Genomic DNA, 13,720 nt, shown 5'->3' with positions numbered 1-13,720 from the left:
CCGACATCGTCAGCCTGCAGTGAATCCGAACCTGCGACCAGACACCTTGCACTCGAATGGGCTAACCGGAGGGATTTACTTCGCGAAGGGGTAGCGGTTTCAGCTGAAATCGAGTCCTGAGGACACCAGTTCCCGGCGTCCGGACAAGTGGAGCTTGCGGTAAACCCCCGAGAGATGGAACTCGACCGTTCGCACGGTCAGCCCGGTCTTCGCGGCGATCTCCTTGTTGCTGAGGCCGGCCCGAGCCAAGCCGGCGATGCGATGTTCCTGCGGGCTCAGCGATTTCCGTGGCGGGGCGTCGTGCACTTTTCCCTGTTCAAGGGCTATTTCGGCGATCAACCGCCGGTTGCCGATCTCCCCGGCCAGTTCCGCCGCCCGCGTGAGCTGAGTGGCCGCCGGACCGGGCTCCCCACCGGCCAGCAGAGCGCGTCCGAATTCCAGGCAGACCGTGGCGAGTTCGACGCGGGCACCGGCGACGTCGAGCAACTGGACCGCGTCGGTGAGCAGCGCGACTTTCTGGTCCTGACCGGAGACCATCGCCTTCACATACAGTGCGTAGCCGACGCCGGCCGGGGCACCGCAGTGCTTGGCGGCCTCGTGTTCACCCTCGGCCAGGGAGTGTGCCAGGTCGGGGCGTCCGCATCCCGCGGCGGCGAACGCGGCCAGGGCACGCCAGTGCAGCACCGCCTGGCTGGCCATGTGCTCGAAGGCGTGCGTCTCGCCGCAGGCGAGGAAGTCGGCCAGCGCTTCCTGATGACGCGCTTCGGCGAGTCGCACGGTGCCGCGCGCGGCCAGCAGCAGCGGCCGATGGGCCGAGGAACGTCCGGCCAGGCCGTCGAGATCGCTGAGCTTGGCGAGAAGGGCGGCGTCCTCGACCTCACCTGCCCGGACCAGGGTTTCGAGCTGCCAGGCCAGTGCGATGTGCCGGATGCTGCGTGGAACACCCGGGCCGACCAGACCTTGGAGCATGTCCCGTGCACCCTTGAGGTCGCCGGCCAGCCGGGCCAGCTGAGCGCGGACCAGCGGCCACACCAGGTCCGTGGCGGGACCGGCCGGACCTGTCCGCCCGGCCAGGCGGGTGCAGTGCGCGTCGAGCGCCGAGAGCGCGCGAGCGATGAGCAGTACCGACACCGCGCGCCACACACAGCGGAGATCGTCCTTGCAGGGGGAGGCGGCGAGAGCGCGATCCGCCAGCTGGGTCGCCAGATTCCGGTCGGTACCCTGCAGCCCGACCGCCATGGCCTCGGTGGCAAGGCAATTCGGGTGCGCGGGAACGGCCAAGGCCTCCTGCGGCACTTCGTTCCCAGGAGCCTCCACCGAGTGAGTATGGTCGAACAGCTGGGTCATCGCTTCAGCCTCGCAAAGACTCGAATCGACGTCGGAGACTCTCCGCTTCTCCGCCGGGTGCGGGTGGGCGGGTTTCTTCCGACGATATGCGTGTTCCGTGAGGACCATCGGTACCCACTTCGCCGCTCGCCCGATCCCGGAGAGCCAGGTCAACTGGCGATCCGGACATTTCGCCCCTCAACGGTAGGCTGTCCGTTGACAGGGGGTCAACTGCGGAAATCGCTGCCGCACCCACTGTGTACCCTGAATCGTCACTGGTGGAACCTCTGGGTGACGGTATCGTTACTGTCAGAGTGGTGGAAAGAGGACGGACCGGAGCCCGTCGCGCCGGGAAATCCCGAGCTTCCGGTAGACCGTGGACAGGCAGAGTTCCACCGTTCGGAGTGACACGTGCAACCGGCCCGCGATGTCCTTGTTGCCGAACCCCAGCCTGGCGAGATAGGCGACCCGGAAATCCTGACGGCTCAATTCGCGGTAGCCCCCACCCTCGCTCCAGTTACGGAGCGCCGCGTCGATCCGCTCGGTCCAGAAACGGTTACCTGCCTGTACGGCGAGTTGCCGGGCGGCGGCGAAGGCCTCCTCGCCCGCGTCGAAATGTCGTTCGAGACTGAGCTTGGCGCCGAACGTGTACCAGAGGTTTCGCAGGTCGGCGCTCGCGCCACCGGTTTCCAGCAGGGCTGCGGCGGTCCGCAGAGGATCTGCTTCCGCGTAGCTGTCGGTGATGAGGGCGTCGACGCCGAGGGCTCTGCCGATGGGATTGGGAGCGCCCCAGCGGTGTGCTTCCACGACCTCTTCACGGGCGAGCGCGAGTGCGATGTCCGCCCGTTCGGTGGCGGAGGCGTTCCGGGCGGCGGCTGAGCGCCACGGGATGACGGCAGGGTTGATCACGGAGCGTTTCAGCAGCTCGCGGCCGCAGGCCATGAAGTCGGCGAACGCGGCTTGCGGGCGGTCGACGGCTTCGTGTAGGAGCCCTCTGGCCCACAGCACCTCGGCCCGATCGCCTTCGTTGTCGAGTGTGCTGGTGAGGCCGTTCTCGCGGAGCAGTTCTCCAGCGCTTTCCAGGTCGCCGAGATCGATCAGGGCGGCGACGGCCCATGCCACCACCAGACCGCGCTGTTGAGGGTGTACGCCGTCGTCGAGAAGCAGGGCGAACCGGTTCGCAGCGGTTGCCGAGTCCCCGGTCAGGAACGCCACCCGCGCATGCAGGACGGCCGCCGCGTGGCGGTGGCGTTCGGAACCGGATCGTGAGGCGTCGTGCACCGCTCTCGCGCAGTGCGTCCGGGCGGAGTCGAGGTGGTCCGCGTAAACGAGGGCCAGCACCGCGTACCAGAAGGTGCCCACTTCCCAGCGCCCGGGAGAACTCAACGCGGCTTCCGCGGCTTCGGTCGCTTCGTCCAGCCGTCCGATGCGATTGACCACCGACAGGGCCCGCATCGCGAGTCCGCGTTCCTCCGGAACGACCAGACGCTCTGACGAAGGTGGGACCTGACCTGGCCGGGGCCCGCCGGCGACATAGACCAAGTCGGCCAGCTCGGACGCCAGGACACCCGCCGGTTCGGCCTGGAGGCGCCGGACGGCTTCCATGGCGGCGTCGTTCGCTTCACTCCATCGGCCCAGCCTGGCGAGTTCGGCCAGCGCACCGCGGTTGGGAGCCAGGCGGTCGACAGGCGACATTCGGCTCCTCCGTCGGCTCGAAGTGGTACTGACCAGGCATCGTACTCGTCACGGAAGGTAGCGAGGGGTAAGGCGGCGGTGTTGAGTCGGTTAACTGGTCCGTGCTCTTCCGGCTGTCGAACGTGTCGCGAAAGCCACTTTCGGGACATCAGGCGTCGCGAAAGTGGCTTTCGCGACACGGTAGGCCGCCACTCACAGTTACCTGCCAGAACCCCCGTGAGCCTGTTCGGACCCCCGCCGCCCGGCACGCACTCTGGTCGCGAGCAGGTGAGGACGGCCCCGTGGCGCGGGTTCGATCACGCCATGTTCGACCTACCCCTCACTGACTGGTCCGTGAAGGCGAGCCGACAGGGGCCGGTGGCCGGTGTTTCGGGCGGAAAGCGGTGGAAGGAAAGACGAAAATCCCCTCAGCGTGAGCGCTTCCTGCCTAGGGTGCTCGAAAAACGTCTGCCGGAGAGGATGAGGATGATCGACGAGGAGCCGACGGACCAGGCGGGCAGGCTGCTGCTGGTCGATCAGTTCTGGTACCCCGACGAGTACGAGTACGAGGACGAGGAGGACCGGCCGGCGGAGGCGATCATCGGATATTGGCCGGTGTCCGACGACGGCCAGCTCGGGAGGTTCTCGGCGAATCCGGGCTATCGGCCGTCCGATGAGGAATCCCCGTCGGACCCGCTGGACGCGGTACTTCACCTGCTGGTCGACGGGGAAGCAAGGTCGGCGCACCTGCAGGTGATGATGGCCGGCCACACGTTCGACGTCGCGATGAACGGCGACGGCAGGCCGATGGTGCTCAAGGAGGAAGACGGAGTCATGTCCGTCGTGGTGACCACCGGCGAGCCACATCGGGAACGGTTCAGGTCTCCGGATGTCCGGCGAACCGATCTCGCGGGCCTCGTGGACCTGATCGGTGAAGACCACGACGTCGTGCTCAATCCCGGTGGCCCGTCCGCGACGCGGCTCGCCAATGGTTTCGTGCGCTCGACTGCGGAATTCGGTGCCGACGAACTGGATGCCATCACCCAGACGTTTCGTGACATCGACCAGCTCGTGATGGCGGGTCCGGACGCCGAACTCGATCAGGCCCTCGCGACAAGCTGACGGATATCGCGCCGCGGTCCATGGGGTAGGGCTGGAATGAAGTTTCTCCCTCGAAGATCACTTCATGAGTGAGTACGTACTGCCCCCGCCTGGGCCGACTGGCGGGACGAACTATTCGACTTGCAGCCATCCGATGGACTTCGCGTTTCTTCGCACGGCGAACGGGCGTGCCGAGGTGCGCGGACATTTCAGCTATGACAGCCGGGATCCGTTCACCGTGCGGGCGTTCTTCATGCAGGGCCAAGAAGACTTCGTCGAATGGGTCTTCGCGCGCGATCTCCTGGCGTCGGGGCTTGAGCGAGCGGCGGGACACGGAGACATCCGAATTCGCCCGTCGTCGAACGACTCCGCGATGACCGTGATCGAACTGGCCAGCCCGTTCGGGACCGCGGTGCTCGCGACGTCGAGCAAGGCACTGGCGGGTTTCCTGGCGTGCACGGGTGAAATAGTTCCGTTCGGGCAGGAAGACCTGATGCTGGATTGGGAATCGGAGCTCGCGCGCCTGCTCGCCGGCGAGCACTGAACGGCCCGCGTGTTCGTGAGGGATGTCCACCCGATCCTGTCGGTACGCCGGGAACGGGGTTATCCGGACGTCGTCTCGCGGGAACCATTCCGTTCGGACGTGGGAAACCTCCGTCCGGAAGGACTCGTCGGACCTGCCGAAGGAGCACGTGTGTCATTCTGGAAACGGCTTCGCGCACGAGCCGGCGCGAGTCTGAACGCCAAGTCCGAAGCCGGGGCCCTGCTCGAGCGGACCCAGGTCGGCCATGCCGAGGTCGTCCACCTGGCAGGTGGCGTACCGCACCGGGCCCGCCTGTTCGCGTCGTCACTGGCGCCGGATCCGCAGTACCGGCTGGTGATCGTCGATCTGCCCGAGCGGACCCTCGACGAACTCGCCGCGGTGCTCCCGGTCGGAACGCGAGGAGTCCGGCTTGTCCCCGTGCCGTCGGGCGAAGACCTCTCGTTGGTGGACGGCCAGTCACTGGCGGAAGCGGTCGGAAGTTCGGTAGTGCTCCCGCTCGGGGCGGTGCGGCCGTCACACGCGGGCGTTTCCTTCGATGATCCCCGTATCGACGGCCGCTGGGTGCGGTACCGCCCGGGCGCGGAGGCGAGCTGGGCCGGAAGGCGGCTGCCGCAGCCGCCCTGGGACGTACCGGGAACGCTGGCCGAAACCCGTTCACTCGAAGGAGAAGTCGTCGCCGAGCCGTTGCCGTCGGGGGTATGGCTGCGAGCGGCAGGCGACGACCGGTGGACGCGTGCCGCCCGGGCCCGGCTGACTCGCTGGGTGCCGTGCCGGTCCGACGAGATCATCGTCGCCCTCGGTGCCGAAGGGCTGGCCCCGCTCTCGGTCGAGATCGTGTCGCGATGGTGGGAATCCTTCGTGGGGCCACACCGGGAACTGCTCCGTTTCGTCCAGGTCGGCCCGGTGCGGACCGATGCCGGAGAACCGGCCGGGCAGGCGCTCGCCGACGCGATCGGGACGGAGATCGTCTTCTACTGCGGTTTGCCGGTGCACTCCCTGAACGGCCCGGAGGTCGTGGCGCTCCGGCCCGACGGTTCGCACGGCTGGTCGTTGTTCGCCCATACGGTGACTTATCGCCCACGGGAGTCGAGCGTTCTCCCCGCGATGACGCCGACCCTGCACTCGTATCGGAAACCGATCCCGCGGCTGCCGAAGGTGACCACAGGCGTCTACCGGTACGACTCGGACACCGTGGTCGAGGTCGTCCCGGCCGGCCTGTGGATCCGAGGCGAGGCTGAACCCGACTACAGCGATTTCGTGCGCACACTTCCCCCGGACCCGCGGACGCCGACCGTGTTCCACAACTCGTCGGACGGGGAAATGACCGCGCACCACTGGCAGTGCGCGGAGGAGGTGGCCGAGCGGCTTCGGCGGACCACCGGTGCGGAGGTGCGCGTCCAGCCCACCGACGGGATCGAGCCCGCGCCGCCCACCAGCTGGATGAGTCACCCAGGCAAGCAGGCGCCGGTACCCGAGATCGACGTCCCGGCGACCCAGCAGCCGGCGGACGAAGAGGAGCCGCTGGTCCTTCTGATGCAGCTCGTCGGTGGTCACGACGCTCCCACCGAGGATCGGGAAGCAGCCGTACCTGAAGTGGCTCCGGCGGCCAAGGTCATCGAGATGGCCGAGATCGCTGCGGCCGATCCTGTGCCGGATCCCCCTGTCGTGCCGGAGCAAACCGCCCCTGCCGCGTCTGTTCCGGACGACGTCCGCGATCGCGCACTCATCCGGGAGGCGTGGCCTGAGCACTTCGCCGGGGTCGGCGACACCGAAGACCTGGACGCCTTCACCGATCTGATGGCGGCGCGGCTCCACCTCGGTCCGCTGGGTCTTGAAGCCCGCCGCCCGGACGCGGACACGAGCGGTCCGCTGGCCGCGCTCGGCCGTCGCGCGGTGGAGGGGCTGTCCGGTCTGGCCCGGCACCGCGGGGTGACGGCGGCGGCGGTCGCCCCGACCCCTGACCAGTGGGCGCGGCTCGGCGAGCACGGCGTTCTCGTCGAACCGGGTCTCTGTGCGATGTCACTCGCGCAGCCGGCGTCCGGGACCGGCACGACCGATCTGCTCATCTGGTCCATGACCGGCCGGGTGGTGGAGCGGCCCGGTGGGGACGGCAAGGGCGTGCTGTTCCCGCCGGGGACGTCGTTCGCGGTGCTCGAGGTCATCGAGCCCCGGGAAAACGAACGTGGCCGAGTCCTGCTCCGGGAACTCAGCGACCTCAAGAGCCGCGCGCAGTCACTGGACGATCTGATCCTGTCCTCCCTGCGGCAATCCGCGGAACGCTGGCGCCGAACCAGCGCCTCCGAGACCGTGCTGAACACCGAGGGCGAGGTCGGCCGTCTGCCCGGCATGCCCGCCGAAAACGTTCTCGAAGGGAGCACCGGACGATGACCGAGGAACAGGGCGCCGTACCGACGCTGGCGGAACTGTTCGACGGAGGTGAGGTAAAGCTGCTCCTGGATCCCACCTGGGTCGCGGAAAACGACGACGAGGCCGAACCGCCTCCGGAGGCCGTCATGGGCGGCTGGGCGGTGACCGCCGACGGGATGTGGACCAGGTTCCGCTCCAACCCCGGATACCGGCCGCGTTCGGCGGACGCGCCGCTGGACCCGGTGGACGGCGTGCTCCGCGCGATGGCACGCGAACCGGGCGAGGACCTCACTAACGACCTGACTTCCACCCTGTTCGACACCGTCTTCGGGGTGGCCGTCGACGAGCGGAACGTCGCCCTGGTGCGGGCCGCGCCGGACGGTGTCCCGTCGGTCCTGGTCACCACCGCGTACGGGCACCGGTCCCACCTCGACGTGCCGGGCTGGGTGGAGGTGACCCTGCCCCAGCTGGCGGCCGCGTTGCCCGACTCCGGGGTGGACGTGCTGCTCAATCCCGGATCTCCGGCCGCGATGCGAGTGCTGGCCGAGGTGATCAAGGCGACCGCGGAGACAACGGACGGCATCCTCTCCGCGGGAGCGCGGTGAATCAGGCGGGCGACGTCCCGGCGGAGAACTCGCCGTTGAGCAGCGCTTTCGACAGTTCGATCCGTGACCGGTGACCGGTGCGCGAGGCGAGCCGGCTCAATCTTCCTTCGACGCTTTTTTCGCTGGTACGCAGGGCCGACGCGAGTTGCTTGTTGCTCAGGCCCTCGGACATCAGCACCGCGAGCAGGTGTTCGTTCTCCGCGACGGCCTCCTGGCGGCCGGGTACCGGGATGGCGTGGGCGCGCATGATGCTTCGGGTCCGTGCTCGTACCAGAAGGCAACCGTGCCTGCCGAGGGTCTCGTAGATCTCGGTGAGACCGGCGGGATCCGCGACGCCGTGTTTGATCAGCTTGGCGTAGATCTTGGTCAGTTCGAGTGGCTGTCCGCGTTCGCGGCAGCGGCGCAGGCATTCGGCCGCCGCGTCGCGGTCGCCGGTCACGATCGCGCGGACGAACAGCGCGTGGATGACGTTGCGGACGGTCGGCGTCTTCTCGGCGAGCTCGTCGATGTCGGCGAGGCACCGTTCCGCGGCCGCGTGCTCGCCGAGATCGATCGTCAGGTCGGCCAGCAGAGCCCAGACCAGATCCAGGCCGATGACGATTTCGTGCGCTTTCGCGTAAGCGAGGGCGTTGCGCGCTTTGGCGGCCGCGCTCACCGGGTCGCCCAGCAAGAGGTCGTATTCCGCGTCGGCGAGGTCCAGCAGGTGAGCGAGCACGGGCCTGGTCGCCCGTGCACCGGCGAGCAATTGCCGGGCGGTGGCGAATTTGCCGCAGGAGGACAGTGTCGACACGATCATGTAGTGCATCCCGCTGTAACCGGCATCGAAGCCGCCCCCGGATCGGTATGCGACGGCGCGGCGCGCGATGTCGGTCGCCGACTCGATGTCACCGTGCAGAGCGGCGATCATCACGCGGCTGCTCGGCTGCAGATCTTCTGCCGGAAGCTCCTCCTCGGCCAGGAGTTGCTCGGCTCGGCGCAGTTCGCCGTTCGTCAGCAGACCCGCGACGTGCAGATTGACCTGATCGGCGTGGTATCGCCGGACCGTGCGCAACGGCCACCGGGTCCGCTCGTCGATACCGGTCTCGAAATGGCGCAGGTCTCCGACACAGAGCCGGGCGAAGCTCTGATATAGGCGCGCGAACATCGCGGACGTGACTTCGCCGCCGACCCAGTGCCCGGCGCCCTCGGTCAGCTGACGGTCGGTGTCGGCCCACCGGTCGAGCATGCCGCACGCCAGTGCCCTGGTCACGACGGTGGCTTCCGGGGCACCGGGCCAGTGATGGTGCCCCTCGGCCAGCGTCGACAACGGCTCGGTGCGATCCAAACGTCCGAGCGCCACCACGGCCACGACCTGCAACTCCTGTGCGGTACCGGGGGAGAGGTGGTCGGCGAAGTCTTCCAGCAGCCGTCGCGCGCCGTGCAGGCTTTCGGTGTAGTTACCCCGCGAGTGACAGATCGCCGTATGGGTCAAGAGGATCATCATCCGCTGCGACCGGTTTTCGGCCAGCTCGACGGCGGCGCCCAGCCAGCGCAGCGCGGCATCCATCCGATCTTCGCTCGCCGCCGTGCTCTGCCGGAGGAGATGGCCGAGAGCGCGGCGCGAGTCGACGAGTTTGCCCGCATCGACCACGAGGTCACTCAGGTAATCGACGTCCGGGCAAGTCGCCACTCCGGACCACACCGCGCTGACCGCTTTCGCCGCGAGCTGCTGCCTCGTGCAGGGGCCGATCCCGGCGATCAGCGTGGAGGCGATCTGCGGGACGACGAAGCGCCACCCGCCGGTTTTCTCCTTGTGCAGGATGCCGTTGCCCCGCAAGGTTTCGAGACTGTCGGCCACTTCCTCGTCCGAAACCTCCAACGCCTCGGCGGCCAGCGCGGGCATGGCAGGCCCGAGGGGAGCCAGGACGGCGGCCGCTTCGGCGGTTTCCAGTTCTCGCGGTCCGAGACCCGCGCACACCTCTGGGAGCCTGCCGCCGGGCGTCGGTGCGCCGATCGGCGACGACGGCAGCAGATATGCCCGCTTGTCCACCACCCTGATCCGGCCGAGCCGCTCCAGGTAGCCGTAAGCGTCGTGAAAGGCGGCACGGACCCCGCGGCTGCGGGTGTACAGGTACTCGACCAGTTCCGGTTCCGGCAGCACACTCGAGGTAGCCGTCACTTCCTGCCCGATCCGCGTTCGCGACATCGGGCGCATCCGGACGTGGTCCACGAGACCGGACCGGCGTAGTTCGTCCACCGCCTCCGAGGCCGCCACCGGTTCGCGCGCCGGTGTCCGGACAGCGCAGACGCAGCGGATCGCACCGCCCGCCGCACGGCGGGCCAGCGCGGAAAGGATCGCGAGCGAATCGGCGTCCACCCATTGGGCGTCATCGATCAGCAACAAGGACCGGCCACCGGGTTGCTGCAGGGAAGCCAGCAGCGCGGTGGCCGCTCGTTCGGCCACCGCCTGGTCGGACCGTGCCCCCGAGATCGGGCCGAAGGAGGTCAGCCCGGGTTCGCGCGGCACGGAAACCGGACTCGCCGCCCGAGAACGGCCGGATCCGGATTTGAGCAGAAGAGGCAGGACATCGCCACGAGCGGTGAACCGCACCGCGGAAACGCGGTGGCCGGCCTCGCACGACCGCACACCGAGGTCGGTGAGGGCCGTGGTGCGACCGGTACCCGCCCGTCCGGTCACCAGCACCAGCGGCGTATGGGATTCGCTTATCGCCTCGAACAGATCCTCCACGCCGAGGATCGTCGCCGATGAGGGGCTCTGCCCGGGGCGTTACCGGCCGGGTCAAGCCAAAACTTCCGGCGATTCTGCCCCAAGGAACGCGATGAAGGCGAGGTTTCCGGAATGCACCAGGTCGTTCGCCAATTGTAAAAACGGGCGACCTGGTTCACCGGGAACTCGTGCTCGAGATCACCGGTATTCGTTTTCCCGGTGCCTGTCTCATAATAGGGCTCAATTGTCCCAGCGGGCGAGACATTGATTTTGCGTCCCGGGCAACCCGGAACATACTGCGTTCGGGTCGAGACATCCAGTGTGGAAGTGTTCACCGGCGGGCTTGAAACTTTCGCCTGGCCTGATTCTCCGCGTTCTTGCCGAGGGGTGCGGGAAAACACTTGAGGTGATGGAATAGCATGGCTTGCCGTTGGTGGGAGCAGGAAACAAAGCGGAAGCGGACGTCGCGGTCGCGGAAGCCGGACAAGCGAGACGCGTGGCCTGCCGACTGTTCGTCGCCGTCGGACGGCGCGATGCCGGTCGAGGTCGCCGGCGGGGTGGCGGTGACGGTGACGGTGCATTCGGGCGGTCGGCGGGTGTAGTGCCTGCCCGAAACGAATCGGCTCGCCCTGGCGCGTTTTCATCGATCGGTTTCGCCCGAAAGCACACCGGGCCTGCCCCCGAGGCATCGGTACCGGCGGATAGAGATTTACTTGAGTCGCGAGCGGTGTGCTGAAACTCGAGAATTTCGCAGCGGAAGGGACTATGGGATGGCGCGGCAAGGCAATGGTTTTGTCGGACGCCGTGCGGAGCTGACCACGCTCGCCGCGGTGACCGCCGACATCTCCGGTCCAGCGCCCCTGTTCGTCCTGTCCGGCGACCGTGGAGCCGGCAAGTCGGCGACGCTGAGCCAGCTCGGCCGCCGGATGCGCGAGGGAAACACCATCGCCCTCGGTGTGCCGTGCAAGGGGCCGCTTCCGCCATGGGACCGCTACGGGGTCACCCTGCTCGTCGCCGCGATCCGGAGTGGATTCGAATCCTTCGCCGGCCGGCCCCGGCTTTCCGAAGCGGTCGACGCCGTGGTCCGCCAGTGTCGAGAAGAGGCCTATTCGTCGCCATGGGCCCGGTACCGGTTGCTCAATGCCGTGGGCGCGTTGTTCGCCCGGCTCGGCGGGACCCGCCGCGTGGTGCTGCTCCTCGACGACGCGGATCGGCTGGCGGAGCCCGAGGCCGTGCTGACCGCCCTGCAGCGGTTCGGCCGCCCGGTCGTGGCGGCCTGCACGCCGGGCGGGCCGGTGGCCGGCAGGCTGACCGCCCTCGCGGACACTGTCGTCGAGCTGGGACCACTCACCGGGGAAGAATCGGAGAGGCTTCTCCGCAAGGCCGCCGGCGCGCAAGTGGACATCGCGCTCCGAGAAGCGGTGCGATCCGCTCTTGGTCCGCATTGGGGAAACCCGGGCACCTTGCTGTCCACTGTGGCCGATCTGCGGCGGCGGGGGAGGCTCGCCCCGGTCTGCGGAGCGGTCTGCCTCAGGGAACCGGACCGGGCGATCGCGCTCGCCCCGGACCATCACCTGCTGGCGACCGTCTCGACGTTCGGTGCGGCGGGCCGGGATCTCGTGCTCCTCGCCGCCGGGCGGGGTGGTCTGGACATCGACGGCCTCCCGGTCCTCGCGATGGCAACGGGCGGTTCTCCGACCGGCTTCACCCGGCGGGCCGACTCACTGGTCCACGCCGGAGTGCTGCACACCCGGACACCCGGCAGGCTGACCTGCACGTGCCCGGCACTGGCCGCCTCGGTCGTCGAACAGGCGGGAGCCGACCGGGTCACCTGGTTGCACCGCATGATCGCCCGTCAGCTGCTCGACACGCATTCCCGGTACTCGCGTCCGATCTCCATCCTCGCCGAGCACGTCGCAGCCGCCGGCCAGGCGCTTTCGCCCCGGCCGGAACTCGTCGGCCTCCTTCGCGACGACGAAGTCCGCCTGCAGCCGTTCGACCGGCAGAAGCTGATCGCCCACCGGTACGCGTCCTGGTGGCACACCGAGCCAGGCCCGGAGCGCGATCGGACGGAGGGCGAACTGGTCCGGCTGCTCGCCTGCTCCGGCGATCCGCGTGGACTCGCGGGGCTGCTCCTCGGGCAGCACGCCGGGTCCGGTGAAACGCACGCGGCGGGCGCGGCGCTGGTGTCACTCTGTGAAGGAACCCCGGACTCCGCCGCGTCATCGGCGGGGGATGACGTGGGCCGGGGGCCGGCCTCGGTGGTGAACAGCTGGCTGTGCGGCGATCCTGTCGTATTCGACGACGTCCGGATGGCGTTCGGCCCTCTCGCTCTTCAGCCGGGTGATGTGCCGGGCTCGGACGTCGGTGTCGAGGCGGCGTGCGCTTCAGGGGATCTGGTCCCCGCGCTCGAATTGGTGCTCGGTGCGGATTTCCGCCTGCCCGCGCACGGGCCCTTGACGGCCTACCACCGCGTGTACGCCGGCTACACCGACGGTGAGTGGGACGAGGCACTCAGCGCCGCCCGGGAGGTGGAACTCGACCCCGCGTCGCCGGAGCCCCTGCGGACGCGCGCGCGGCTGCTGGCGGCCGAGATGTGCGGGTGGCGCGGAGACGAGCGTGGCGCCGCGGCCTGGCTCGACAAAGCGAAGAAAGAGGCGGCTTCCCCGCTGGCGGTGTGGGCGGCCCTGGGGCCGGGCGGGGTGACATCGGAGGACGCCGAGGCAGGCTGGCACAACCTACGTGCGGGTGCCGACCTGCCCGATGAGGCGGGGGTCCTGCGCCTGCTCACCCGTTTGCTGCTCAGCGCGGCCGAGCGACGGGAAGCGCTCTGGAGCCGCCGGTTGCGCACCGAGGCGGACGCGCGGCATCAGCGGTTCGGGACGGCGTGGAGCGCCGAGGTGGCCGCCCTGGCCCACGCCTTGGCGGAGGGCGACCGCTCCGGGTTGCGGGCGGCCGTGGAACGGGCACGGAGCCGGGGCGACCGGTTCGGGCTCGCCGCCGTGTGCCTGGCCGTGGGCAGGATCGTCGAGGAACCGGAGGGCTTGCTCACCGAGGCCTACGGGATCGCCCAGGACCTGGGGGCCTCCAAGCTGACGGCGGCGATCCGGCTGGTGATGGCCGAGCGCGGTATGACCGCGCCGGTGGTGCGGGTCCGGAGTCTCGAACTGTCGGAGATCGAAGTGCGCATCGTCGGGTTCATCCGGCAGGGCCGGACGAACCGGCAGATCGCCGGGAGCCTCCAGATGAGCGAGAAGACCGTCGAAAAATACCTCACCCGGCTGTACAGCAAGGTGGGTTGCCGCAACCGGTACGGATTGGCCACGTCCGACCTGGACGGCTGGACCGAGCAGGTCGGGGCATGAACACGCGGGCCGGCGACCGGCTCGGGGGAGG

Annotated in this window: 8 protein-coding genes; 5 read left to right on the top strand and 3 right to left on the bottom strand. The window is 68.8% G+C overall.

All coding sequences use genetic code 11. From position 1 onward, the window contains the following. Nucleotides 1–99 precede the first annotated feature (99 nt). Nucleotides 100–1,347: a helix-turn-helix transcriptional regulator gene (locus tag DMC64_RS37360; protein WP_158634311.1), complete on the bottom strand. Its 1,248-nt coding sequence runs from the start codon at nucleotides 1,345–1,347 to the stop codon at nucleotides 100–102. A gap of 288 nt (nucleotides 1,348–1,635) precedes the next feature. Further along, entirely contained in the window at nucleotides 1,636–3,021 is a 1,386-nt protein-coding gene (locus DMC64_RS37355) for a helix-turn-helix transcriptional regulator (RefSeq protein WP_125737383.1), read from the bottom strand. A gap of 465 nt (nucleotides 3,022–3,486) precedes the next feature. On the opposite strand from DMC64_RS37355, the gene DMC64_RS37350 reads away from it, so the two are divergent. The 4 genes from DMC64_RS37350 (at nucleotide 3,487) to DMC64_RS37335 (ending at nucleotide 7,617) form a co-directional block, all read left to right on the top strand. After that, nucleotides 3,487–4,122, top strand: coding sequence for a type VII secretion system-associated protein (locus DMC64_RS37350; RefSeq protein ID WP_233629964.1), 636 nt, complete (start codon nucleotides 3,487–3,489; stop codon nucleotides 4,120–4,122). 64 nt (nucleotides 4,123–4,186) lie between these two features. Then, entirely contained in the window at nucleotides 4,187–4,645 is a 459-nt protein-coding gene (locus DMC64_RS37345; RefSeq protein ID WP_125737381.1) for an SsgA family sporulation/cell division regulator, read from the top strand. Nucleotides 4,646–4,795: 150 nt separating this feature from the next. Further along, nucleotides 4,796–7,033, top strand: a complete 2,238-nt coding sequence (locus DMC64_RS37340; RefSeq protein ID WP_125737380.1) for a hypothetical protein — start codon at nucleotides 4,796–4,798, stop codon at nucleotides 7,031–7,033. Next, nucleotides 7,030–7,617: a type VII secretion system-associated protein gene (locus tag DMC64_RS37335; RefSeq protein WP_125737379.1), complete on the top strand. Its 588-nt coding sequence runs from the start codon at nucleotides 7,030–7,032 to the stop codon at nucleotides 7,615–7,617. Before DMC64_RS37340 ends, DMC64_RS37335 begins: the two co-directional genes overlap by 4 nt. Nucleotide 7,618: 1 nt before the next feature. On the opposite strand, the gene DMC64_RS37330 is transcribed toward DMC64_RS37335, so the two are convergent. Further along, nucleotides 7,619–10,345: an AAA family ATPase gene (locus DMC64_RS37330; protein ID WP_125737378.1), complete on the bottom strand. Its 2,727-nt coding sequence runs from the start codon at nucleotides 10,343–10,345 to the stop codon at nucleotides 7,619–7,621. A 749-nt stretch (nucleotides 10,346–11,094) separates the two neighbouring features. Here DMC64_RS37330 and DMC64_RS37325 point away from each other — a divergent pair. Further along, on the top strand, nucleotides 11,095–13,689 hold the full coding sequence (locus DMC64_RS37325; protein WP_125737377.1) for a LuxR family transcriptional regulator: 2,595 nt from the start codon (nucleotides 11,095–11,097) through the stop codon (nucleotides 13,687–13,689). The last annotated feature ends 31 nt before the right edge of the window (nucleotides 13,690–13,720 follow it).

The sequence above is a fragment of the Amycolatopsis sp. WAC 04197 genome, assembly GCF_003947475.1.
Lineage (GTDB): Bacteria > Actinomycetota > Actinomycetes > Mycobacteriales > Pseudonocardiaceae > Amycolatopsis > Amycolatopsis japonica.
The sequence above is the reverse complement of the archived record's forward strand: the minus strand, read 5'-3'. Positions and strand labels throughout refer to the sequence as shown.